21 protein-coding genes are annotated in these 22,716 nt (G+C 61.5%); 8 read left to right on the top strand and 13 right to left on the bottom strand.

The annotated features are described in order from the left end of the window. Positions 1–14 precede the first annotated feature (14 nt). The 5 genes from N005_RS13770 to N005_RS13750 all read right to left on the bottom strand — a co-directional run bounded on the left by N005_RS13770 (position 15) and on the right by N005_RS13750 (position 3,866). Positions 15–323: a DUF6124 family protein gene (locus N005_RS13770; protein WP_047701687.1), complete on the bottom strand. Its 309-nt coding sequence runs from the start codon at positions 321–323 to the stop codon at positions 15–17. A gap of 351 nt (positions 324–674) precedes the next feature. After that, entirely contained in the window at positions 675–1,325 is a 651-nt protein-coding gene (gene ptuB, locus N005_RS13765) for a retron Ec78 anti-phage system effector HNH endonuclease PtuB (protein ID WP_047701686.1), read from the bottom strand. Positions 1,326–1,343: 18 nt separating this feature from the next. Then, positions 1,344–2,750, bottom strand: a complete 1,407-nt coding sequence (locus N005_RS13760; protein WP_047701685.1) for an AAA family ATPase — start codon at positions 2,748–2,750, stop codon at positions 1,344–1,346. A gap of 122 nt (positions 2,751–2,872) precedes the next feature. Further along, the gene (locus N005_RS13755) at positions 2,873–3,268 is read right to left on the bottom strand and encodes a YbaN family protein (protein WP_047701684.1); all 396 of its coding nucleotides are present in this window, start codon (positions 3,266–3,268) and stop codon (positions 2,873–2,875) included. A 10-nt stretch (positions 3,269–3,278) separates the two neighbouring features. After that, entirely contained in the window at positions 3,279–3,866 is a 588-nt protein-coding gene (locus tag N005_RS13750; RefSeq protein ID WP_024778612.1) for a UPF0149 family protein, read from the bottom strand. A 359-nt stretch (positions 3,867–4,225) separates the two neighbouring features. Here N005_RS13750 and recQ point away from each other — a divergent pair, with 359 nt between their 5' ends. The 3 genes from recQ to N005_RS13735 all read left to right on the top strand — a co-directional run bounded on the left by recQ (position 4,226) and on the right by N005_RS13735 (position 9,028). Continuing rightward, on the top strand, positions 4,226–6,352 hold the full coding sequence (gene recQ / locus N005_RS13745; protein WP_047701683.1) for a DNA helicase RecQ: 2,127 nt from the start codon (positions 4,226–4,228) through the stop codon (positions 6,350–6,352). Between the two features lie 118 nt (positions 6,353–6,470). Continuing rightward, positions 6,471–6,905 (top strand): MarR family transcriptional regulator, encoded by a 435-nt coding sequence (locus N005_RS13740; RefSeq protein ID WP_041023344.1) that lies wholly within the window; start codon positions 6,471–6,473, stop codon positions 6,903–6,905. A gap of 101 nt (positions 6,906–7,006) precedes the next feature. Continuing rightward, positions 7,007–9,028: a motility hub landmark protein FimV gene (locus tag N005_RS13735; RefSeq protein ID WP_047701682.1), complete on the top strand. Its 2,022-nt coding sequence runs from the start codon at positions 7,007–7,009 to the stop codon at positions 9,026–9,028. A gap of 133 nt (positions 9,029–9,161) precedes the next feature. Here N005_RS13735 and N005_RS13730 read toward each other — a convergent pair whose 3' ends face one another. Beyond that, positions 9,162–11,363, bottom strand: coding sequence for a patatin-like phospholipase family protein (locus N005_RS13730; protein ID WP_047701681.1), 2,202 nt, complete (start codon positions 11,361–11,363; stop codon positions 9,162–9,164). A gap of 71 nt (positions 11,364–11,434) precedes the next feature. Between N005_RS13730 and N005_RS13725 the strand changes: the two genes are divergently transcribed. Then, on the top strand, positions 11,435–11,722 hold the full coding sequence (locus N005_RS13725; protein ID WP_047701680.1) for an Rdx family protein: 288 nt from the start codon (positions 11,435–11,437) through the stop codon (positions 11,720–11,722). Here N005_RS13725 and N005_RS13720 read toward each other — a convergent pair. Beyond that, positions 11,716–12,606, bottom strand: coding sequence for a DMT family transporter (locus N005_RS13720; protein WP_047701679.1), 891 nt, complete (start codon positions 12,604–12,606; stop codon positions 11,716–11,718). The two genes, N005_RS13725 and N005_RS13720, sit on opposite strands and share 7 nt — an antisense overlap. Before the next feature lie 187 nt (positions 12,607–12,793). After that, the gene (locus tag N005_RS13715) at positions 12,794–13,543 is read right to left on the bottom strand and encodes a helix-turn-helix transcriptional regulator (RefSeq protein ID WP_047701678.1); all 750 of its coding nucleotides are present in this window, start codon (positions 13,541–13,543) and stop codon (positions 12,794–12,796) included. A 133-nt stretch (positions 13,544–13,676) separates the two neighbouring features. Between N005_RS13715 and N005_RS13710 the strand changes: the two genes are divergently transcribed. After that, positions 13,677–14,492: a UDP-2,3-diacylglucosamine diphosphatase gene (locus N005_RS13710; RefSeq protein WP_047701677.1), complete on the top strand. Its 816-nt coding sequence runs from the start codon at positions 13,677–13,679 to the stop codon at positions 14,490–14,492. Positions 14,493–14,627: 135 nt separating this feature from the next. On the opposite strand, the gene N005_RS13705 is transcribed toward N005_RS13710, so the two are convergent. Then, the gene (locus N005_RS13705) at positions 14,628–14,939 is read right to left on the bottom strand and encodes an Mpo1-like protein (protein ID WP_047701676.1); all 312 of its coding nucleotides are present in this window, start codon (positions 14,937–14,939) and stop codon (positions 14,628–14,630) included. A 137-nt stretch (positions 14,940–15,076) separates the two neighbouring features. On the opposite strand from N005_RS13705, the gene N005_RS13700 reads away from it, so the two are divergent. Continuing rightward, positions 15,077–16,132 (top strand): AraC family transcriptional regulator, encoded by a 1,056-nt coding sequence (locus N005_RS13700; RefSeq protein WP_081993267.1) that lies wholly within the window; start codon positions 15,077–15,079, stop codon positions 16,130–16,132. On the opposite strand, the gene N005_RS13695 is transcribed toward N005_RS13700, so the two are convergent. Beyond that, on the bottom strand, positions 16,089–17,543 hold the full coding sequence (locus tag N005_RS13695) for a TrkH family potassium uptake protein (protein ID WP_047701674.1): 1,455 nt from the start codon (positions 17,541–17,543) through the stop codon (positions 16,089–16,091). The two genes, N005_RS13700 and N005_RS13695, sit on opposite strands and share 44 nt — an antisense overlap. A 163-nt stretch (positions 17,544–17,706) precedes the next feature. On the opposite strand from N005_RS13695, the gene N005_RS13690 reads away from it, so the two are divergent. Then, the gene (locus N005_RS13690) at positions 17,707–18,270 is read left to right on the top strand and encodes an NAD(P)H nitroreductase (RefSeq protein ID WP_047701673.1); all 564 of its coding nucleotides are present in this window, start codon (positions 17,707–17,709) and stop codon (positions 18,268–18,270) included. Between the two features lie 153 nt (positions 18,271–18,423). Here the strand turns inward: N005_RS13690 and N005_RS13685 are convergent, their stop codons facing one another. The 3 genes from N005_RS13685 to phhA form a co-directional block, all read right to left on the bottom strand. Beyond that, on the bottom strand, positions 18,424–19,617 hold the full coding sequence (locus N005_RS13685) for an amino acid aminotransferase (protein WP_047701672.1): 1,194 nt from the start codon (positions 19,615–19,617) through the stop codon (positions 18,424–18,426). Beyond that, positions 19,617–19,973, bottom strand: a complete 357-nt coding sequence (locus N005_RS13680; protein WP_003184087.1) for a 4a-hydroxytetrahydrobiopterin dehydratase — start codon at positions 19,971–19,973, stop codon at positions 19,617–19,619. The genes N005_RS13685 and N005_RS13680 overlap by 1 nt, the downstream gene beginning before the upstream one ends. Before the next feature lie 98 nt (positions 19,974–20,071). Beyond that, entirely contained in the window at positions 20,072–20,857 is a 786-nt protein-coding gene (gene phhA, locus N005_RS13675) for a phenylalanine 4-monooxygenase (protein WP_047701671.1), read from the bottom strand. Positions 20,858–21,138: 281 nt separating this feature from the next. On the opposite strand from phhA, the gene N005_RS13670 reads away from it, so the two are divergent. Next, entirely contained in the window at positions 21,139–22,695 is a 1,557-nt protein-coding gene (locus N005_RS13670) for a sigma-54-dependent phenylalanine hydroxylase transcriptional regulator PhhR (RefSeq protein WP_047701670.1), read from the top strand. Positions 22,696–22,716 lie beyond the last annotated feature (21 nt).

Genomic DNA, 22,716 nt, shown 5'->3' with positions numbered 1-22,716 from the left:
CAAGGGCGGAGTGGCTAGCGCTGTTCGACGTTATCCAGCGCACGGTTCGCCAGCAATGCGTCCAGTTCAATCAATTGCTGGATACCCAACGCCACATGCCGCCGGGAACCGTTCAGCTCGAAGGCCAGATCACTGTCGCTGAGGTTGGCGAGCAGAACTTCAGTGTCGATACCATTGACAATGGTAAAAAGCTGATCGGGAGGCGGATCGATCTCGGACCCGCTCGGTTTTGGTTTCAGGTAAAAGTCGAGGGCGCGGTCAGCGGCTTTGTCGTAAGAGGACGTGGGCGCGGTGTCTGGCGGATTGGGAGTTACCTTGAACATAAGATGAAGCTCCATGTGTAATGAAAGGAGCCATCACCCTCGCTACCAAACGAAGGGTGGTGGCCATACGAAGGTTGGTAGACCGGACCACATGGAAAGCCGGCGCGCCCGAGGGCGCCCTGCGCATGGCCACCATAAGACGAATGCCGAAAAGACACCGCTGAAGGTGACGCCGTGCGTCATGTGGAGGACGGGCTACCAAACCCGATCGCTGATTCGTCAGCGACCGGCAAACGATAGATCTCGCCCCCCTGGTGCGCAAGCCGGCGGATTCTGGCGTAGTTGTAGGCAATGGCGCAAGGCGGTGTAGCTGAGTGCAGTAGTGTCCTACGGCTCAATAAACACAATAGATCAATGCTTTATCGATAGCGTGTGCCTGATCGCCGTAGAGAAGGGCAGGCTTGCGATTTTTTGAACTTCCTCTTCAAGGAAATCCTGAATATCGTTCTCCGAATATTCTTCAGGCATATCCATCATATCCATGAGTGCTTGTGCGGTGTTTAGGTAAGGACGAACCGCCTCTCGCCTCATCTCACGCAACGCTCCGTTCTGAGCATCCAGGTTGAAGATTCGCAATGTTTCGACTGCCCTGTGTCTCGACCGATCATCCAGATTTGCTCGCGGGACAATGGTGCCGTCGCTGACGAAAATGAAATAGTCGTCGGGATTGTCCACGTCAGGTTTAACCAGAATGGCATGTTCATAGGCGCCGCAGCGATCCTTGAACTTACCGCAGGCATCTTCACGGCAGCATGAGCCAAAGAGGTTTATCCATTCGAAGGTGCCCTTAGGGTATCTATCTCGTTGTCGAAAATGCTCAATATGGCGAGATGTCCTGATATCGGCTTCACAGTAAGCGCATCGGGTATCCTGCATGGCTTGGAGGCACTCCCAGACCTGCTCGCGCTCCAGTGCGGTCGGGGACTGTGGCGACCATTTATGCACTCCGTGTTTGTAGCGGGAGAGGCAACGCGGTCCTTCACCTCTAACAAGCTTGCGCATGGCCCCGATTTCCTTGTCTCACGGTTTTGTCAGTTTCTTGCGTTTGAAGGTTTCCAGCCGGATCAGCCGTTGGCAGTCGAGCATGTTCGGGTGCTTGACGCCAAAGTGCTTGTCCAGGTACTGCCGTAGTTCCAGACCCTCTGTCGTCGTTTCATGCAGGTTTTGCTGGATCAACGCCATGTACTTGCTTAGTTTTTGAGCTGGCTCGTTATCAGGAGTCGGATCGATGTCCATGACGTAGGCCAGCACCTGAGAGCTGGCAACTCCCTGAGTCTGTTGCTCCACATCATTGACGATGATCTGTCGTCCGCCCTCATCGGTTACCGTTTGAAGGACCCGGATGCAATGAGCAGGCACCGAGCTGATCACCTGTGGGCTGTGCGTCGTCATGACGAATTGAATGTGTGGGAAAGCATCGAGCAGGTCAGGTACGACGGTTTGTTGCCATGCAGGGTGCAAATGCATGTCGACTTCATCGATCAAGACGACGCCAGAGCTTTTACGAGGCGCCGAAATGCCCAAGTGAGGGTTGAGTTTCACGCAGCGATAGGCAATGTCGGCAGCCAGGGCGACGATGTTGCGAATACCATCGCTGAGTTGGCTGACTTTCAATACTCCATGGACAGGATGTTCCAGCACCAGGTCAGAGAATTCACTGCTATACGCCAGGTCTCGCCATCCTGTACGGGTCGCGAGGACGGCATTCACCGCGTTCTGTACCGCCAGTACCGGGAGCGCTAATTCGTCCTTCACATCAATGCTTAGTTTTCCACGTTCGAGGTTACGGATCTGTTCTTCCCGATAGCTGCGAAAGATCCGTGTATACCACTTGGCGAAATGTTTGTAGCTGGAAGCCGGGTCAAGGCAATCGCGATAGGCGTAGGTTCTGGAGAGCTCCGCGTTTTCCGCTTTTTCCTGCGCGGAGGTCAGCTTCTTCTGACTCCAGAGTCGCCCTGTGCCGTAGTACGCCAACACCGGAAGATCAAAGGGGTCTTGGTGGTCAACCACCGTTCTGTTGAAGATTTGTACTTCAAGGGCTTCGGCGGTGGTTTGCAACAGGTTGGCGGTGGCATCCTCTCGGGTTTGCGTTCCCTTGCGGATACTTTCCCGGCGGCGCGACCATGTCCAGGCTTTCTCATGGAAAAGGGCATGGGCTGTCAGTCGGGCCGGGAGAGACGGCTCCATCTGATGCGCCGCGAGGGGGCGTAGAAACACGTCTTCCGGTTGAATGCCGGTGACGTCGTTGGTCATGCTGCCAAGATCGAATCCGCGAACATAGGGCCACAACGCAACCTTGATGGCGTCCAGTAAGCTTGTTTTGCCTTGGCCGTTACGCGCAACCAACAAAGTCAGCTGGGAATCCAGCTCTAGCGTCAGGGTAGGGAAGCAGCGATAGTTTTCTAGCTCCAGCCTGATCAGTTTCACAGACTTTCCTCCATGTGGACCGATGCCAGGCTACGGCAGAAGTGATGTTCCGGGGACAGATGTGGCGCGAATTCTACTGTGAATGAAAACAGGTGAATACTACTCACAATTCCCATCGCGAATCACGGTTTGTGCAGGGTCTTCTGTCGCAGGATATAAACCGTCACCAACAACGCACTCGTCAACATGAACCCCCGCGCCCAAGGCAGGGGCACCAGGTAGCACGACAGCAGAATGCTCGCCCACATCAACCCGATGGCGTAGACCTTGCCCTTGAGCGGGATGCCGTTGCCGCTGAGGTAGTCCTTGATCCACGGCCCGAGTCGCGGGTGCTCCACCAGCCATTGGTAGAAACGCGGCGAGCTGCGGGCGAAGCAGGCGGCTGCCAGCAGGAGGAAGGGCGTGGTGGGCAGTACTGGCAGGAAGATCCCGATCACCCCCAATGCCACGCTCAGCCAGCCGATGGCCAGCAGCACGTAGCGCAACATCAGGGGGCGGTTGCCTATGGGGTTGTCCATAGGCCGGGTCTTAGTGGTGACGAGGCTTGAGGATCGCCGGCTTCTCGTCCGGAGCGTTGCACAGCAGGTACAGCGCGGTGAGAGCTTCCGGGATCTGTACGATCATGTCGTCCATCAGGTTGGCGTCGGCGGCGATGTCGGAGAATTCCGGTTGCTCGTCGAACAGACCGGAACCGACCATGATCGGCAGCAGCATTTCGCTGACTTCCTCTTCGGCGGTTTCGAACCAGGCCGCTTCGCGCAGGAACACACCCTCCATGAAGCCGATGCACCAGCCGCGCAGTTCCGAGTCGTCCGGGTCATCGCCCAGGTCCAGCTCGCAGGGCAGCTCGAACTCTTCGTCGGAGGCCAGCTGACGGGCAATGTGCGCCTTGAGGCCGACCAGCGTGGCTTCGATTTCGATGCGTTGGGCTTCGTCGGTGTAGTGCGGTTCTTCGGCGAAAAGGGCGTCGATCCACTCGCGATCCGGCACCTGTTCGGAGCAGATCGACAGGGCGGTCAGGTAGCCATGAGCGGCCACGTAGTCCAGCGCTTCCTCGTGCAGCTCATCGGCGTCGAGAAAGACTTGCAGGCGGGTCAGTTGCTCAGCGAAGGACATTACAGGCTACCTTGGGGGAATAAACAATGCGGGAATTCTAGGCCTTCTTGAGCGCCCAGGCCAGCCGCTTGGCAGATTTGCCTGCTTCGCAACGACTGACACGGTCTTTGTGGCGAAAGGATTTCTTTGTGGCGAGGGGATAAATCCCCTCGCCACAGAGTGCAATGTCAGGCCTTACAGGTCTTGAGCACCTCTTGTCAGCATCACCCTTTGTAACGAAGGCCTCGGGTATACTGCCGCGTTTTGTGATGCCCTGCAGTGTCCCAGCGATTCGAAACGCGCACTTACGATTTGCCGGTGCAGCATGTTCGGTTCTGAACCAGCCTTGCAGGGATGTTTCGGTGATTTTTGGAGTTTCTATGCTCGAACAGGCTCAACGCGTCCTCAAGGACATCTTCGGCTACGACAGTTTTCGTGGCCGTCAGGGTGCCATTATTGAGCGCGTGGCCAGCGGCGGCGATGCCCTGGTGCTGATGCCCACCGGCGGCGGCAAGTCCTTGTGCTACCAGGTGCCGGCGTTGTTGCGCAATGGCCTGGCGGTGGTGGTTTCGCCGCTGATCGCCCTGATGGACGACCAGGTCGCGACCCTTGAGGAGCTGGGCGTTGCCGCCGCTTCGCTGAACTCAACCCTGAGTGCCGAGCAGCAGCGGGACCTGGCGGCGCGGATCCGGCGCGGTGAGCTGAAGATGCTCTACCTGGCTCCGGAACGCCTGGTACAGCCGCGCATGCTGGCGTTCCTGCAGAGTCTGGAAATCGCCCTGTTCGCCATCGACGAAGCCCACTGTGTGTCCCAGTGGGGCCACGATTTCCGTCGCGAATACCTGCAACTGGGGCAACTGGCGGAGCTGTTCCCCGACGTACCGCGCATCGCGCTGACCGCCACCGCCGACAAACGGACCCGGGAAGAAATCGTCGAGCGCTTGCATCTGCAAGACGCCGAGCGGTTCCTCTCCAGTTTTGACCGCCCCAATATTTTCTACCGCATCGTGCCCAAGGAGCAGCCCCGCAAACAGTTGCTGGCGTTCCTCGCCGAACGGCGCAGCGATGCCGGCATCGTCTATTGCCTGTCACGAAAAAAAGTCGACGAAGTCTCGGCGTTCCTCTGCGACCAGGGGTTTCCAGCGTTGCCCTATCACGCCGGGCTGCCCAACGAACTGCGGGCCTATCACCAGAAGCGCTTTCTCAACGAGGAAGGCTTGATCATGGTCGCCACCGTGGCGTTCGGCATGGGCATCGACAAGCCCAACGTGCGTTTCGTGGCGCACCTGGACCTGCCCAAATCCCTCGAGGCCTATTATCAGGAAACCGGTCGTGCCGGCCGGGATGGCTTGCCGGCCGACGCCTGGATGGCCTACGGCCTGCAAGACGTGGTGATGCTCAAGCAGATGTTGCAGAACTCCGAAGGTGACGAACGCCACAAGCGCCTGGAGCAGCACAAGCTCGATGCCATGCTCTCGCTGTGCGAAGAAACCCGCTGCCGCCGCCAGACCTTGCTGGCCTATTTCGACGAAGACATGCCCCAACCGTGCGGGCACTGTGACAACTGTGTCGATGGCGTGGAGACCTGGGACGCCACGGAACCGGCGCGCCAGGCGTTGTCGACCATCTTCCGCACGGGCCAGCGCTATGGCGTCGGGCACCTGGTGGATGTTCTGCTGGGCAAGGACAACGAGAAGGTCCGCAGTTTCGGTCACCAGCACTTGTCGGTGTACGGCGTCGGCAAGGCCCGCTCCGAGAGCGAATGGCGTTCCCTGTTCCGCCAGCTCGTGGCCCGGGGCCTGGTGGACATCGACCTGGAAGGCTACGGCGGACTGCGCCTGAGCGAGACCTGCCGGCCGTTGCTCAAGGGCGAGGTGAGCCTGGAGCTGCGCCGCGATCTCAAGCCGGCGACCGCAGTCAAGAGCAGCAAGAGCCAGGCCAGCCAACTGGTGCGTGGCGAAGAGCGCGATCAGTGGGAAGCCTTGCGTGCCTTGCGGCGCAAGCTGGCCGAGGAACACGCCGTGCCGCCGTACGTCATCTTCCCCGATTCGACGCTGCTGGAGATGCTGCGCAGCCAACCCACCTCCCTGGCGGAGATGGCCCGGGTCAGCGGCGTCGGCGCGCGCAAGCTGGAGCGCTATGGCGAGGCCTTTCTGCAGGTGCTGGGCGGCGAGGCCGAGGCGCCGAAGGCAGTGGCCGATGTGCGCCATGAGCTGATCACCCTGGCCCGGGCCGGCATGACTCCGTTGCAGATCGCCGGACAGTTGCAGTGCTCGGAGAAAAACGTCTACACGATGCTGGCCGAAGCCATCGGCCAGCAGCAATTGTCGCTGGAACAGGCCCTGGACCTACCCGAGGACTTGCTGGGCGAGGTGCAGGATGCGTTCCTGGATGGAGAAGGTGAACTGCCTGCGGTGGCGGAAGTTGCAGCGCTGTTCGCCGGTCGGGTGCCGGAAGGTGTCCTGTATTGCGTGAGGGCTGCGTTACAGTCGGAATTCGAAGTCTGATCAGTAAGTTGCATGCCTTTAACGATTCAGTACAGGCCGGGCCTTGCCTGAATCCAATGCGCATGCTTAGCTGACTAATAATTAGTATTTCTCCTATTTCAGATCTGATGAGTTTTTTATGTCGTTAACCGATCAACACCGTTTTGGCATGCAACTGGCGCAGATGTCCCGGGGCTGGCGTGCCGAACTGGACCGGCGCCTGGCCGGTCTGGGCTTGTCCCAGGCGCGCTGGCTGGTGCTGCTGCACCTGGCCCGCTTCGAGCACGCGCCGACCCAGCGCGAATTGGCCCAGAGTGTCGCCGTCGAAGGTCCGACCCTGGCCCGTTTGCTCGACAGCCTGGAAACCCAGGGGCTGGTGCAGCGCCAGGCCGTGGCCGAGGATCGCAGGGCCAAGAAGATCGTGCTCTGCGCACCGGCCCGGCCGTTGATCGAACAAATTGAAACCATTGCCACGCAACTGCGCCGGGAGCTGTTCGAAGGTATCGACGAAGAAGACATGCGGGTGTGCATGCGGGTTCACGGCAGGATCCTGGCCAATCTGGAAAAATCCTGAGGCATATCGGCGGTATCCCGACTTTTGAGATTCGGCGATTAGCGAACTATAACCAGTACTAAGCGATCGTATTGGAAGCGTTCGAATCGAAAGGGATACCCATGCTTGAAAGTTTGCAGTCCACGTTGCGCAGTTGGGTCAACGTGTCAGTTGTCTTGGGTGCATTGGGGTATCCGGCTTTGGCGTCAGCGCTGGGGCTGGGGGAGATCACGCTCCATTCCGCCCTGAACCAGCCGTTGCGCGCCGATATCGCCCTGGTCGATGCGGCCGGACTCAGCGAGGCCGATCTGTCAGCCAGTCTGGCCAGCCCGGACGACTTCAAGCGTGCCGGCGTGGAGCGGGTGTTCTTTCTCAGTAACCTGCGCTTTACCCCGGTGATACGCGGCGAGCGCAGTTTCATCCGGGTCACTTCCAGCAAACCGGTGGAAGAACCGTTCCTCAATTTCCTGGTACAGCTCAATCAGCCCAACGGGCGGCTCTTGCATGAATACACCGTGCTGATCGACCCACCGGGTACGCCGGGTATCGTGCCCGCTTCCGACGAGCCTGCCGCTGCTCCCCGGTCTTCGATGCCGACCCCGGCGGCGCCAGCCATCAAGCCGCCCCCGGCGACCCAAGGCAAGCGCTACACCGTCGTGCAGGGCGATAACCCCTGGCTTATCGCCAAACGCCTGCACGATGCCGGCAGTGGCGCTTCGATCCATGAACTGATGCAAGGAATCCAGGCCCTGAACCCGGGCAGCGACCGACTCTCCATCGGCCAGCGCCTGCTGCTGCCTGATTCGGCGGTGTTGCCATCCCCGGCGGAAACCGCCGCCACGCCAGCCACCGTTGCCGGCGACGAGCAACTGGCTGCCAGCGTGCTGCAAAACCAGCAGCAACAGAAAACCATCGACGAGTTGCAGGCCCGGCTGCAGGCCCAGGACCAGGAAATTGCCGGCCAGCGCAAGCAGATCAGCGAGTTGCAGGCGAAACTGGCCGAGGTCCCTCCTGTTCCGGCTACATCTACTGCGCCGCCCCCGGCGCCCGCTGTAACTGAAACGGCGAAGGACGCACCGACGGCTGAGCCGCAGCCCGTGACGCCACCACTACCTGCGGCGGAGCCGTCCGAGCCCGAGGGCATCAATTGGCTGTGGGTGGCGGGGCTGGTGGCTCTTCTGGGGTTGCTTGCGTTGTTGCTGTTCATCCGTCGTCGACAGGAGCAGGCCGACGTACAGCCGATGCCGGAACGTCCCGAACCGATGCTCGAAGACAACGCTGAAACCTACGCATCGGCGGCCGATACGGAGCAGCCCGAGGTCGCTTCGTCGTTCAACAACGGTGATGCGCCGCTGGGAGACGTACTGGAAGGGGTCGGGATCTACCTGACCTATGGCCGCTTCACCGAAGCCGCGGGTCTGTTGCGCGCGGCATTGCTGGCGGAGCCGGAGCGCACCGACCTGGGCCTCAAGTTGCTGGAGGTACTGGGCAAGCAGGGCGATGCCATCGGCTTTCAGGCCCAGGAACATCACTTGTCGGCGCAGGGCGTCGATGCCAGGACGCTGGAAGACATTCGTGGGCGTTACCCGAAGGTCGCGGTGGTTGCCGCACCCGTGGTGACCCCGCCAGAGCCTCAAGCCCCCGAAGCCCTCGCTCCTGTGCCGCCGCCGGTACACGTGCCCGGCGACGAATTCGAGCTGGATCTGGATGCGCTGTCCATGGACAGCAATTGGGACCTGACCAATGAACAGGACAACGTCGAGGAAAAAAGCGCCGTCGCGACGCCTGCCGTTGACGTCTCCCAGGAGTTGTCGCTCTCGGGGTTCGACGAGCCGGAGCTGCAATGGAGCGCACCCCTGGAAACCGAGTCGCTGGACGACGCCTTTCTCGACGGGTTTGCCGATGAAGAGCAGTCGCTGGAGCTGGAAGCGCTGCCTTTCGAGCCTGAGTCTGAGTCTCTTTCCCTGGAGACCATCTCCCTTGAGCCCGAGGCGCCGGAACACGCCGAAAAACTGGAGCAGGCGCAGAACTGCATCGATGATGGCGACTTGAAGACGGCAATCACCCTGCTTGAAGAATTGCTCCAGGAAGGTGACGAACCCCTCAAGCAGACCGCGCGGGTGCTGCTGGCCGGGATTCGCTGAAGCAACGGCTTCCCCGGACCAATGTGGGAGCAAAGCTTGCTCGCGATAGCGGTGGGTCAGCTGGCATCAACGCTGAATGTGCCACAGCCATCGCGAGCAGGCGCGCTCCCACAGGGTATTGGCGGCGGTCCGATCAGAACGTCTGCCCCAGGTTCAGATACACCGCCTGCTCATCATCGTCGTTAAAGCCATAACTGAAACTCAGCGGCCCCAACGGCGTGTCGAACCCGAGGAAAATGCTGGCGGCATTGATATAGCCGCTGTCGAATTCGTTGTCGTTGTTCCAGGCCCGGCCGCGCTCCAGGGAGCCGCCGAGGTACAGCGGAAAGTCCAGGGGCAGGTAAGCTCGCGGCGTCAGTCGACGGTAATACACGGCACGCATCAGGCTCATGTTCTGTCCGGAAATCCCGTCTTCGCGAAAGCCCGACAACTGCCGCGCGCCGCCAAGCACGAAGCTCGACGTCACGATTTGCGCGGTGTCGAGCGTGCGGCCATAGCGTCCACCCAGGATGAAGGTGTCCGGCCCGCTGCTCAGGGCCTTGTCCAGTTTGAACTCCCATTGGCGGTAACGCTGGTCGGAGCCCAGCCCGGGTTCGTACTGGCGCCAGGTCAGGCCGATGTCTTCGCCTTCGTGGGGGAAGTACACGTTGTCGAGGGAGTCGAACGAGTATTTCAGTTCGTAGAAGCCTTCGTTGAAGTCCTCGCTGGGCTGGCTGTGATCGCCGATGCGCACATCCGCCTTGCCCCAGGCCTGGCCGACGCCGAAACGGATCTCGCCGCTGTTGCCGATCTGCCGACCCAGGTTGAGGCCCAGGCCATAGCGTTCAACGCGGTATTGGGCGATCGGATCGTTGTCCAGGATCGCCTCGACGTTGCGGGATTCGAATTGCCCATAGGGCGCGATGAAGTAGCGCGAGCCCACGTCCAGCGGTTGGTAAAACTCGCTGTACAGTTCCTGCCTGTCGCCGATCTGCGCCCGGGTCAGCCACTCTGCGCCGAGGCGGTTGATACCGTTGACCCGATAGCTGGCGCCGAGGTTGAAGGCGCTGTCGCCACGCATGTCGTCCGACAGGCTCAGTCCCAGCCGCAGGTAGTCGGTGCCGGTACGTTTGCCTCGGGCGCTGATCACCAGCGTGTTATCCGCGCCCTTGTGCACCACGCGGTATTGCACCTGTTCGAAGTAATCCAGGCCGTACAGCGTGCCCATGTCGGTCTGCAGGTGTCCCAGGTCCAGTGGTTCGCCGATTTTCTGGCGAACGTAATAGCGAATCACGTCGTCGCCGACTTTCGAGTCGTTTTCCACGCGAATGGCGGTGATGACCGGCGTACGCTGGCTGGGAGTACGTGCCGCCATGAGTTCGACGTCGGTCGGTTCGGCAGGGCGAAGCAGTGCCAGGCGGGTCTTGAGTATCTGTGTGGCACGGTAGCCGGCATCGATCATGTCCCGGGCCCGACCAAAATCGGTTGGACCGAAGCTCGCCAGGGCCGGCTGGATCAGTACGTCACCTTTGTTCAGTGTTGCCAGTTGTTCTTCGGAGTTGCGCCGGGTCATCAACGTGGTCGACTGGTTCAGGACATCGACCACCGTGACCAGTTGCTTGCGGGTGCGCAACGGGGTGCCGATGTCGACCACGATAGCCATGTCCACGCCCATTTCCCGTGCCACGTCCAAGGGAATGTTGTCGCTCATGCCGCCATCCACCAGCAACCGGCCGTCCAGCTCCACCGGGGCGAACACCGCCGGGATCGACATGCTGGCGCGAATCACCTTGGGCAGGTGGCCTTTGCGAAACACGACCTTTTCACCGCTGGCGATGTCGGTGGCGACGGCGCGGAAAGGAATCGGCAGTTTGTCGAAGTCCCGGGTGTCACTGGTGTGGGCCAGCAGGCTTTCGAGCAGCAGGGCCAGGTTCTGTCCCTGGATGACGCCCAACGGCAGGCCGAGGCTGCCGTCATCGCGAAAGCTCAGTTTCTGTTTGACCAGGAAATCCCGGTCGTCCTGTTTGCGCCGGAACGGCACGTCCTTGCGAGGCGGGGCGTCGGATAGGGCTTGTTGCCAGTCGATGCCCAGGGCGAGTTTTTCCAGTTCGTCGATCTTGTACCCCGAAGCGTACAACCCGCCGATCACGGCGCCCATGCTGGTGCCGGCAATGGCATCGATCTTGATGCCCTGTTCTTCCAGGGCCTTGAGCACGCCGATGTGGGCCAGGCCTCGCGCCGCGCCGCCGGACAGTACCAGGCCGATCTTCGGGCGCGAGGTTTCGCCGGCGGGCTCGCTGGCATGGCCGAACAAGGGCAATAGCAACAGGAACAGGCAAGGCAGCAGGCGGCGCATCGTCAATCTCGGGGCGGACGGTCAAAGGCGAGTATTATAGCGGCGCCTTCGAAGCCACGAGTCGACCCGCAATGACCGAGCAAAAACCGGAAATCATCATTACCTATTGCACCCAGTGCCAATGGTTGCTGCGCGCTGCCTGGCTGGCCCAGGAACTGCTCAGTACCTTCGGTGACGATCTGGGCAAGGTGTCCCTGGTGCCGGGCACCGGCGGGGTGTTCCACATCAGTTGCGATGGCGAGCAGATCTGGGAGCGCAAGGCCGACGGCGGTTTCCCCGAGGCCAAGGCGCTCAAGCAGCGGGTCCGTGACCGGATCGATCCGGAGCGGGACCTGGGCCACAACGACCGGGTTCAGTGAGAGGGCGCTTCGCTGCCTGCCAGCGGTTTTTTCGCGCCGCTTAGCCGGCTCGACACCACGATGGCGGCGATGATCAGCGTGCCGCCCGAGAGCATGCGCAACGTCGGCGTCTCACCGAACAGCAGCCAAGCCATGCCGATGCCGTAAACCGGCTCCATGGCGAACACCACCGCCGCCGTGCGGGCCTTGATCACCTCCAGGCTGGCGACGAACAGGCTGTGGGCCAGGCCGGTGCAGAACACGCCGAGCAGGCCGATCCACAGCCAGTCGAGGGGGCGCACCGCGCTCAGTTGTGGCGCGGCCAGCGGCAACAGGCATACCCCCACCACCAGGTTCTGACACAGGGCCGCCTGTACGGGCGGCACGAAGCCTGCGCCGGCACGGTTGGTCAGCGACAGCAGGGAAAACAGCAACCCTGATGCCACTGCCCATAGCAGGCCGGTAGTGGCGCCACTGGCCAGGTCGAAGTCCGGCGTGACCAGCACCAGGCCGATGCTTACCAACATCACCAGCAGGATTTCATTGGCCCGAATCCGCTCGCGAAACACCAGTCCTTCGAGCAGTACCGTGAAGGCCGGGAAACTGGCAAACCCCAGCGTGGCGATCGCCACCCCGGCGACTTTCACCGCGATGAAAAAACTCACCCAATGCCCGGTCAACAACAGCCCGCTCAGCAGCAGTCGCCAGCCGTCCCGCGGCCGGAGTTTCTGCCATGGGGTATTGCTGGCGAAGCGGGCAAACACCGCCAGGGCCAGCACGGCAAAACCGGCGCGGCCAAAGACGATGATCGCCGGCGAGGCGGCGGCGAGTTTGCCGAACACACCGGTCAGGCCAAACATCAGTGCGCCGATATGCAGGGCGCCCAGGGCGGTACGGGGAGTCATTGCAGTCCTTAGATCAGCCATCACTATTCCCTGTGGGAGCGAGCCTGCTCGCAATAGCACTGGATCAGTCAATGCAGTATTGGCTGGCAGACCGCTATCGCGAGCAGGCTCGCTCCCACAGAGATCAATATTTAAACCTTTGGATGAGTGGCTGTCTGTCGCGATCCTGGCGTTTTTTAGCGCCAGGCTAGCGCGAACGCCGCAGTTTGCCCGGCGAGCTGCCGAACTCGCGCAGTATCGCCGCGGCAAAGGCGCTCTGGGAGCTGTAGCCGACCCGGTGGGCGATCTCGCCGATAGGCAGGTCCGAGTCGCGCAGCAGCGCTACGGCCTTGTGCAAGCGGCGGCTGCGGATGTAGTCCATCGGAGTCTGCCCGCATTCGGCGACGAAGCGGGCATGCAGGCGAGCGGCGGAAAGTCCCGCGATCCGCGCCAGGTCCGCCACTTGCAGGGGATAGGCGGCATATTGGTCGATGTGCGCGTCGAGGGCGGCGTAGGGCAGGCGCCGGCGGCCGGTCGGTTCCTGGGGAGTACCATTGAGGCTGGCCAGGAGCAGTACCGCTCCTTGCTGGGCGATCAGCGGATCGTTCACCGGGCTGCCCGCGAGCCAACTGACCAACTGGCTTTGTCCCGCATCCAGGGGCCGGCGGGCAGTGCTGTCCAGCAAGCGCCGGCTGGCATCGGCGTGATCCCCCAGGCACTGGGCGACCCACTTATCGTCCGGGACGTCCAGCACCAGGCACTGGCTGCCGCGCGGGCTGCCGCAGGCGTGATGAGCACCGGCCGGCACTACCACGAAACTCTGCTGCACCACCTGGCTGCCACGGCCCTCCACCTCGAAATCCAGCGCGCCCGACAGGCCGAAGACCAGTTGGGCGTGGTCGTGGCTGTGGACAATCAGGTCATGGCTGTAGTGGCGGAGCGTGAGGATCGGTCTCATCGCGGTCTCCCGGGCAGGTCGCCAGCATAACCGAAGGTACGTCGCGTTGCCTTGTCATGTAATCGACATGTGCCTGTCACGGACCATTAACCGCTGCTGTGCACAGTGGTGAAAACGATCAGAGGGGTTGCTCATGACCAGCGCCGAGCTCGCCAGACCCAGCCGCAAGCAGCGTGTCCGCACCCTGTGGATTTCCGATGTGCACCTCGGTACCCGGGATTGCCAGGCCGAACATTTGTCGCAGTTCCTCAAGGGCTATCACGCCGACAAGATCTATCTGGTCGGTGACATCATCGATGGCTGGAAACTGCGTGGCGGCATGTACTGGCCCCAGGCCCACACCAACGTCATCCGGCGTTTGCTGACCATGAGCAAGCGCGGCACCGAGGTGATCTACGTCACCGGCAATCACGACGAATTCCTGCGCCGCTATTCGAAGCTGATCCTGGGCAATATCCAATTGGTAGACGAGGCGGTGCACGTCACCGCCGATGGCCGGCACCTGCTGGTGATTCACGGCGACCAGTTCGACGTCATCACCCGCTACCACCGTTGGCTGGCGTTTCTCGGTGACTCGGCCTACGAATTCACCCTTACGCTCAACCGCTGGCTCAACCATTGGCGGGCTCGGTATGGCTACGGCTACTGGTCGTTATCGGCGTACCTCAAGCACAAGGTCAAGACCGCCGTCAGCTTCATCAGCGACTTCGAAGAAGCCATCGCCCATGAGTGCGTGAAGCGCGAATTGCACGGTGTGGTGTGCGGCCATATCCACCACGCCGAGATCCGCAAGGTGGGGGAGGTCGAATACCTCAACTGCGGCGACTGGGTCGAATCCTGTACGGCGCTGATCGAGCATTGGGACGGCTCGATCGAGTTGTACCGGTTGGCGGATGCCCAGGCACGCGAAGCCCAGCTGAAAGCCCTCAAAGTCGCCGAGCCGGCCTGAGCCTGACACAGTTACCTGTGGCGGTGCGAAGCAGCCCCAAAAAAAAAGCAGCCTGATACATTTAGTTGAAGCTTATAGGGGGCGCTACGCACCCCAGCGGGGATAAATCCCCTCGCCACAGGGGACGGTTCTTTCCTAGAACGGAACCTTGCCCCGCAGCATGTCGCGGTACATGACGAAATCGCCCAGCAGGCTGTAGAGCGGGTGCTTGAAGGTGGCCGGCCGGTTCTTTTCGAAGAAGAAGTGCCCGACCCAGGCAAAGCCGTAGCCGGCCAGGGGTAAGGCGATCAACCACCACCAGGCCGTTGCGACAACGGCCAGGACGAGAATCAGGATGACCAGGGAAGTGCCGATGAAGTGCAGTTGTCGGCAGGTACTGTTGCTGTGCTCGCCCAGGTAGTACGGATAGAAGTCGGCAAAACTCTTGAATTCTCTGATGTTTTCCAAGACTGCAGGCTCTTTGGTGATGGCTCTGTTTCCAAGTCTAGAGTGATCATCTGCAACGGCCAGTGACAATGAGCGCCACTTTAGTATCCTTCGCAAATCCGGCCGTACTCTGCGGCTTGTCATGCAAGCGATACGTCATGAGCGAACGAACGACTTCTTCAAGCTGGGCGATGGGGATTGTCAAGGCGCTGGAAATGGACGGCCTGGATTGTCGTGTGCTGTTCAATCAATTGGGGCTGGACTTTGACGCGTTGGAAGATCCGGACGCACGTTTTCCCCAGGATTCGATGACGCGGCTCTGGCAACTGGCGGTGGAGCTGTCGGGCAACCCGGCCATTGGCCTGAACATGGGCAAGGTGGTGCGCCCGGCATCGTTCCATGTGGTCGGTTACGCCCTCATGTCCAGCCGAACACTGATCGAAGGTTTCCAGCGACTGGTGCGCTACCAGCGGATCATTGCCGAAAGTGCCGATGTGAGCATCCGCCAGATGGAAGGCAACTACGCGCTGATTCTGACGGTGCACGGCGATCATCTCCCCACCACCCGGCAAAGTACCGAGGCGTCCCTGGCTTGTGCGCTGAGCCTGTGTAACTGGCTGACCGGACGTACCCTGCATCCGGTCAAAGTGCTGTTCCAGGGGGCCGAACCGGTCGACCGGGCACCTTATCAACAGGCGTTCTGCGCGCCGCTGGTGTTCGGTGCACCCTTTGATGCGCTGGTCTTCAAGCAGGCCGATATGGAGGCGCCGCTGCCCACGGCCAACGAGGCCATGGCGCAGCTTCACGACCGGTTTGCCGGTGAGTACCTGGCGCGCTTCTCGGAAAGCCGGGTGACCCACAAGGCGCGCCAGGTGTTGTGTCGGTTGTTGCCCCAGGGCGAACCCAAGCGTGACGTGGTGGCGCAGGCGCTGCACTTGTCCCAGCGCACCTTGCAACGGCGCTTGCAGGAGGAGGGCACCAGTTTCCAGGCCTTGCTCGACGACACCCGTCGCGAACTGGCCGAGCAGTACCTGGCGCAGCCGGCCATGACCTTGCTGCAGATCGCCTATCTGTTGGGGTTCGCCGACCCGAGCAATTTCTTTCGCGCCTTCCGCCGCTGGTTCGATGCCACGCCCGGCGAATACCGGGCGGCGAGGTTCGCCAAAGCGGTCAGTGACGCCAGAACGCCGGGATGCACAACACGAACACCGTGATGATTTCCAGTCTGCCCAGCAGCATGCCGCCGGACAGAATCCACTTGGCGGCGTCCGGCAACGGTGCGAAGTTGCCGGCCGGGCCGATGGTTTCCCCCAACCCGGGGCCGACACCGGACACCGTGCTGGCCGCGCCGGTCAGCGCCGTCATCCACTCCACCCCCAGCAGCGACAGCAACAGGGCGATCACGCAGATGGTGATGGCGAAAAAGAACGAAAACGTCAGGATCGACCGCACGATTTCTTCGTCGAGGCGGTGACCGTTGTATTTCTGCTTGATCACCGCCCGGGGGTGAATCAGTTGCATCAGGTTGGCACGGAGCAGGATGTAGGCGACCTGGAAGCGAAAGATCTTGATCCCGCCGGCCGTCGACCCTGAACAGCCGCCGACGAACCCCAGGTAGAAGAACAGCATCAGCGAGAAATTGCCCCAGAGGCTGTAGTCCCCCAAGGCGAAACCGGTGGTGGTGATAATCGATGTCACGTTCAACGCCACGTGCCGTAGCGCGTCCAGCCAATGCAGGTCGGTGGTGGCCCAGTACCAGGTGCCGAGCACCAGCCAGGTCACCAGCAGCACGCCGATCAGGCCCTGGACCTGCTGGTCCTTGATCAGCGCCCGGCGATGGCCCCGCAGCGTCGAGACGTACAGGGCGAACGGCAGGCTGCCGAGGATCATGATGACAATGGCGACCCAGTGCACCGCCGGCTCGGTCCATTTGGCCAGGGACAGGTCCGAGGTGGAGAAGCCGCCGGTGGAGATCGCCGACATCGAATGGTTGACGGCATCGAACGGGCTCATCCCGGCCCACCAGAGTGCCAAGGTGCCGAGAATGGTAATGCCGACGTAGGACGCCACGATCAGTCGCGCCACCATGTGGGAGCGGGGCATGACCTTTTCCGAACGGTCCGAGGATTCGGTCTGGAACAGGCGCATGCCGCCGATGCGCAACAGCGGCAGGATCGCCACCGCCATGCCGATGAAGCCGATCCCACCGAGCCAGTGCAGCAGCGAGCGCCACATCAGGATACCCGGGGACATGGTGTCGAGGCCGCTCAGGACCGTGGCGCCGGTGGCGGTGATCCCCGACATGCTTTCAAAGAACGAGTCCGTGTAGCTGATGTGCTGGGTCAGCAGGAACGGCAATGCGGCAAAGATGCACACCACCAGCCAGCTGCTGACTGTCAGCAGGTACATGTCCCGCGGGCGCAGGTGCACATGCTCGGGGCGTCCGGGAAGCACCAGGGCCAGGCCGGCGACGAAGGTGATCATGCTCGACCAGAGGAACGATGGCAGGTCGCCGGTGCGCTCGAAGATCAGCAGGGTAGCCATGGGCACGACCATGAAGATCGCCAGGGTGATCAGGAAGATGCCGATGATGAAACCAATGATCCGCAGGGTCGGCAACGCCATGAAGTCCGCTCGGGTGAAAGGAGAGGGCGCCATTCTACCCACGCTAGGCGGCATGTAAACCGCACCCGGCGCGACTGGCGTGAGCGTCGGCGGCCAATTTGCGCTAACGGACTCGCCGTACAGGACACTAGAATAGCCAGACATTTTTTCAGGGAGATGGCCGATGCAGGCTCTCGATGCTTTGCTCAACCGTGTTTCCGTTCCACGCCTGGTGGAACCGGCACCCACGCCTGAACAGCGGGAGATCATGTTCGCCGCGGCGATGCGCGCTCCCGATCATGGCCAATTGCGGCCATGGCGTTTCCTGACGGTCGAAGGGCAGGCGCGCTATCGCATGGGCGAACTGTTGGCCGACGCGGCGCGATTCAATGATCCGCTGGTATCCGAGGCGGTTGTGGAAAAAGCCCTCAATGGTCCGCTGCGGGCGCCGCTGGTCGTGGTGGTGATCGCGCGTTTGCAGGACCATTTCAAAGTCCCGAAATCCGAGCAATTGCTGGCCGCCGGCTGCGCTGCCCACGGAATCCTGCTGGCGGCCTATGCCCAGGGCGTTGGTGGCGTGTGGCGCACGGGCGAACTGGCCTACTCGCCGCACGTGGCCAAGGGGCTGGGTCTTGATGTGGGGGAAGAGGTGATTGGCTTCCTTTACCTGGGCACACCGCAGAAAGAAGCGCGGACGGCACCGAAGGAAGATACTGCGGAGTTCGTTCGCGAGTGGACAGGTTTGTAGCAGCGCTTTTGTGGCGAGGGGATTTATCCCCGCTGGGCTGCGCAGCAGCCCCAAGATCGAACGCCGCGGTGTGTCAGGTTACTTCTTATGTAATCAGTTGAGGGGCTGCTGCGCAGCCCAACGGGGATAAATCCCCTCGCCACAGGGTAGCGGTTACTTGCAAACGTCCGCTATCGCCTCGGCCAGCCGATCCAGGCGCGTCGCATCGATACCGGCCACGTTGGCCCGGCCCGTGCCGACCATGTACACGCTGTGGCGCTCGCGCAGCTGCTTGACCTGTTCCGGCGACAGGCCGGTGTAGGAAAACATTCCTCGTTGCACGCCGATATGGGCGAAGCGTTCCCGTAAGCCGTGGGGCTCGAGGGCGTCCAGCAGGCCACTGCGTAGCTGGGCGATGCGCAGGCGCATGGCTTCCACTTCGTCGGCCCACAGCCGCTTGAGCTCCGGGTCGCCCAGGATTGTCGCCACTACCGCTGCGCCATGATCCGGCGGTGTCGACCACAGGTTGCGGGCGATGTTGGCCAGCTGGCTGCGGATGTCCACCAGCTTGTCGGCGTTGCGGGCGCAGACGATCAACGCACCGGTGCGGTCGCAGTACAAGCCGAAGTTCTTCGAGCAGGAGCTGGTGATCAGCACCTCGGGCAACGCCTGGGCGAACAACCGGACTGCCCAGGCATCTTGTTCCAGTCCGTCGCCGAAGCCCTGGTAGGCGAAGTCGATCAGCGGCAACAGCTCACGGCTGCGCACCACCTCCAGTACCTGGCGCCACTGATCCTGGGACAGGTCGAAACCGGTAGGGTTGTGGCAGCAGGCGTGCAGCAGGACCACGTCACCCTTCGGTGCCTGGCTGAGGGTCGCCAGCATCGCCTCGAAATCCAGGCGATTGTCGCTGCCCACGTAGGGGTAGCGGCTGGCCTTGACGCCGGCGGTGGCGAAGATGGTTTCGTGGATCGGCCAGGTCGGGTTGCTCAACCATACGCCACGGCCCGGCAGGCATTGGGCAATGAAGTCGGCGCTCAGGCGCAGGGCGCCGGTACCGCCCGGGGTCTGGGTGGCGCCGGCGCGTTTTTCGGCGATCTGCGAGGCGTCGGCACCCAGGACGAGCGCAGTGATCGACCGGCCGAAAGCAGCATCGCCATGACCGCCGATGTAGGTCTTGGTGGTCTGCTGATCCACCAGCCGTCGCTCGGCCTGTTTCACCGATTCGAGAATCGGCGTCAGGCCCTGGGCGTCCTTGTAAACGCCCACGCCCAGGTCGAACTTGCTCGGGTTGCTGTCCGCGCCGTAGGCCTCCATCAGGCCGAGGATCGGGTCGCCGGGTACCCGGCCGATGGCGTCGAAATGCATTACTTGCGGCCCTCAGCAGTCTTGGCCACGTCATCGGTGCGCGCGGCCATGATGAAGTCGTTGCGGTGCAGGCCCTTGATGGAGTGGCTCCACCAGGTCACGGTGACTTTGCCCCACTCGGTGAGCAGACCTGGATGATGCCCCTCGGCCTCGGAGATTTCACCGACGGCGTTGGTGAATGCTAGGGCGTGCTTGAAATTCTTGAACAGGAAAACCTTTTCCAGCTGCATCACGCCGTCGCGCACTTCGATGTTCCAGTCCGGGATCTGCTTGATCAGTACCGGCAGTTCTTCGTCGCTGACCTGTGGGGCGTCGGCGCGGCAGGCTTCGCAATGGGCTTGGTTCAGAGTGTTCATGGTGTGTTCCTGGATCGAATTGGAAAGAACGTCGATGCACCCACGCTAAAGCAAAGCTGCGCAGTGCAACAGACTCACTTGGAATCAAAAAACGCCATTCAGGCAGCTTTCGGCGGAAATTTCGGCGCGTGCAGGCCCAGTTCCCGACCGCGCTTGACCATGCCCATGATGTCTTCATGGGCCAGGTCGAACAGGCGCTTGAGCTCTGGCAGGACGAAATACACCGGTTGCAGGATGTCGATGCGATATGGCGTGCGCATGGCTTCCAGCGGATCGAAGGCCTGGTGTTCCGGCTCGTCCGACAGGCAGTACACGGTTTCCTTGGGCGAAGACAGGATGCCGCCACCGTAGATGCGTCGGCCCTGCGCTGTTTCCACCAGCCCGAATTCGATGGTCATCCAGTACAGGCGCGCCAGGTAGACACGTTCTTCCTTGGATGCCTGCAGGCCGAGCTTGCCGTAGGTGTGGGTGAATTCGGCGAACCAAGGGTTGGTCAGCAGCGGACAATGGCCGAAGATCTCGTGGAAAATGTCCGGCTCTTGCAGGTAGTCCAGTTCTTCGCGGGTGCGAATGAAGGTCGCCACCGGAAACTGTTTACTGGCGAGCAATTCGAAAAAGGTCTGGAAGGGAATCAGCGCCGGCACCCGGGCAACTTGCCAGCCCGTGGTCGCGCCTAACACCTTGTTGATTTCGCCCAACTGCGGAATGCGGTCGTGGGGCAGGCCAAGCTTGTCGATACCGTCCAGGTATTCCTGGCACGCACGGCCTTCAATGACTTTCAGCTGGCGGGTGATCAGCGTGTTCCACACCGCATGTTCTTCGGCGGGGTAGTGGATAAAACCTTGCGCATCGGGCTCGCGGGCCACGTACTGCGTCTGCTTCATGCTGCTCTCCTGCTGATTTCCCTCGAGGGGAAGGCTGTTTGTTGTTATGTCCAGCGATGCGTTAGAGATAGCGCGAAGCAGGTAAATGTGCAGCGGGGCAGCGGTGAGATGTTCGAGTTGAAAGGGAAGATTTTTGTAAAGTTTTCGTTACGTATGGTGCGATGATCCGGCGCTGATTGGATTTTCAGCTAGGAAATGGCCTACAGCTGTCACATAATCTTGACGGTTATTTGCACTCAGCCACAGAAAAAACTCTTCACAACGAGCTTCCAGGCCTCCCTATGCGCATCAAAGTCCATTGCCAGAACCGCATCGGCATCCTGCGGGACATTCTCAACCTGCTGGTGGAATACGGCATCAACGTCGCCCGGGGCGAAGTCGGTGGCGAGCATGGCAATGCGATCTACCTGCACTGCCCGAACCTGATCAACATTCAATTCCAGGCGTTGCGCCCGAAGTTCGAAGGCATTGCCGGCGTGTTCGGCGTCAAGCGGGTAGGGCTGATGCCCAGCGAGCGTCGGCACATGGAGCTCAATGCGTTGCTTGGCGCCCTGGAGTTTCCGGTGTTGTCCATCGACATGGGCGGTTCCATCGTCGCGGCGAACCGGGCGGCGGCGCAACTGCTCGGGGTGCGGGTGGACGAGGTGCCAGGGATTCCGCTGTCGCGCTACGCCGAGGATTTCGACCTGCCGGAGCTGGTGCGCGCCAACCAGTCGCGCATCAACGGGCTGCGGGTCAAGGTCAAGGGCGATGTGTTCCTGGCCGATATCGCCCCGCTGCAATCGGAGCACGACGACAGCGAGGCCATGGCCGGTGCGGTGTTGACGCTGCACCGGGCCGACCGGGTCGGTGAGCGCATCTACAACGTGCGCAAGCAGGAGCTGCGTGGCTTCGACAGTATTTTCCAGAGCTCGAAAGTGATGGCTGCGGTGGTCCGCGAAGCCCGGCGCATGGCCCCGCTGGACGCGCCCCTATTGATCGAAGGCGAAACCGGCACCGGTAAGGAATTGCTGGCCCGCGCCTGTCACCTGGCGAGCCCGCGCGGACAATCACCGTTGATGGCGCTCAACTGCGCCGGGCTGCCGGAGTCCATGGCCGAGACCGAGCTGTTCGGCTACGGCCCCGGTGCCTTCGAAGGCGCCCGTGCCGAAGGTAAGCTCGGCCTGTTGGAATTGACGGCTGGCGGCACCTTGTTTCTCGACGGGGTGGGAGAAATGAGCCCGCGCCTACAGGTCAAGCTGCTGCGCTTTTTGCAGGACGGTTGCTTCCGTCGGGTCGGCAGCGATGAGGAGGTGTACCTGGACGTCCGGGTGATCTGCGCGACCCAGGTGGACTTGTCCGAACTCTGTGCCCGAGGGGAATTTCGCCAGGACTTGTATCACCGCTTGAATGTGCTGTCCCTGCACATTCCGCCGTTGCGCGAATGCCTCGACGGTCTGGAACCTCTGGTGGAACACTTTCTCGACCAGGCCAGTCGCCAGATCGGCTGTGCGCTGCCGAAATTGGCCCCGGCGGCCATGGAACGACTCAGTCATTACCATTGGCCAGGCAATGTCCGGCAACTGGAAAACGTGCTGTTCCAGGCGGTTTCCCTGTGTGACGGTGGGAAGGTCAAGGCCGAGCATATCCGTCTGCCGGACTATGGCGTGCGCCAGCCCCTGGGGGACTTTTCCCTGGACGGTGGGTTGGACGAGATTGTCGGGCGATTCGAGAAGGCGGTACTGGAACGGCTCTACTCCGAACATCCCAGCAGCCGGCAGTTGGGCAAGCGATTGGGGGTTTCCCATACCACCATTGCCAATAAGCTGCGCGAATATGACGTGGGCAGGCCCGCATAGTGGCTCTTCAAAGCCGCGTGC

The sequence above is a fragment of the Pseudomonas mediterranea CFBP 5447 genome (assembly GCF_000774145.1).
GTDB lineage: Bacteria > Pseudomonadota > Gammaproteobacteria > Pseudomonadales > Pseudomonadaceae > Aquipseudomonas > Aquipseudomonas mediterranea.
This window is presented reverse-complemented; position numbering and strand designations above follow the sequence as displayed.

What these genes read in the sequence shown, in the direction of transcription:
- N005_RS13770 (WP_047701687.1), bottom strand. Translation starts at nt 323, where the DNA reads ATGTTCAAGGTAACTCCCAATCCGCCAGACACCGCGCCCACGTCCTCT.
- ptuB (WP_047701686.1), bottom strand. Translation starts at nt 1,325, where the DNA reads ATGCGCAAGCTTGTTAGAGGTGAAGGACCGCGTTGCCTCTCCCGCTAC.
- N005_RS13755 (WP_047701684.1), bottom strand. Translation starts at nt 3,268, where the DNA reads ATGGACAACCCCATAGGCAACCGCCCCCTGATGTTGCGCTACGTGCTG.
- N005_RS13750 (WP_024778612.1), bottom strand. Translation starts at nt 3,866, where the DNA reads ATGTCCTTCGCTGAGCAACTGACCCGCCTGCAAGTCTTTCTCGACGCC.
- recQ (WP_047701683.1), top strand. Translation starts at nt 4,226, where the DNA reads ATGCTCGAACAGGCTCAACGCGTCCTCAAGGACATCTTCGGCTACGAC.
- N005_RS13740 (WP_041023344.1), top strand. Translation starts at nt 6,471, where the DNA reads ATGTCGTTAACCGATCAACACCGTTTTGGCATGCAACTGGCGCAGATG.
- N005_RS13735 (WP_047701682.1), top strand. Translation starts at nt 7,007, where the DNA reads ATGCTTGAAAGTTTGCAGTCCACGTTGCGCAGTTGGGTCAACGTGTCA.
- N005_RS13730 (WP_047701681.1), bottom strand. Translation starts at nt 11,363, where the DNA reads ATGCGCCGCCTGCTGCCTTGCCTGTTCCTGTTGCTATTGCCCTTGTTC.
- N005_RS13725 (WP_047701680.1), top strand. Translation starts at nt 11,435, where the DNA reads ATGACCGAGCAAAAACCGGAAATCATCATTACCTATTGCACCCAGTGC.
- N005_RS13720 (WP_047701679.1), bottom strand. Translation starts at nt 12,606, where the DNA reads ATGACTCCCCGTACCGCCCTGGGCGCCCTGCATATCGGCGCACTGATG.
- N005_RS13715 (WP_047701678.1), bottom strand. Translation starts at nt 13,543, where the DNA reads ATGAGACCGATCCTCACGCTCCGCCACTACAGCCATGACCTGATTGTC.
- N005_RS13710 (WP_047701677.1), top strand. Translation starts at nt 13,677, where the DNA reads ATGACCAGCGCCGAGCTCGCCAGACCCAGCCGCAAGCAGCGTGTCCGC.
- N005_RS13700 (WP_081993267.1), top strand. Translation starts at nt 15,077, where the DNA reads ATGAGCGAACGAACGACTTCTTCAAGCTGGGCGATGGGGATTGTCAAG.
- N005_RS13695 (WP_047701674.1), bottom strand. Translation starts at nt 17,543, where the DNA reads ATGGCGTTGCCGACCCTGCGGATCATTGGTTTCATCATCGGCATCTTC.
- N005_RS13690 (WP_047701673.1), top strand. Translation starts at nt 17,707, where the DNA reads ATGCAGGCTCTCGATGCTTTGCTCAACCGTGTTTCCGTTCCACGCCTG.
- N005_RS13685 (WP_047701672.1), bottom strand. Translation starts at nt 19,617, where the DNA reads ATGCATTTCGACGCCATCGGCCGGGTACCCGGCGACCCGATCCTCGGC.
- N005_RS13680 (WP_003184087.1), bottom strand. Translation starts at nt 19,973, where the DNA reads ATGAACACTCTGAACCAAGCCCATTGCGAAGCCTGCCGCGCCGACGCC.
- phhA (WP_047701671.1), bottom strand. Translation starts at nt 20,857, where the DNA reads ATGAAGCAGACGCAGTACGTGGCCCGCGAGCCCGATGCGCAAGGTTTT.
- N005_RS13670 (WP_047701670.1), top strand. Translation starts at nt 21,139, where the DNA reads ATGCGCATCAAAGTCCATTGCCAGAACCGCATCGGCATCCTGCGGGAC.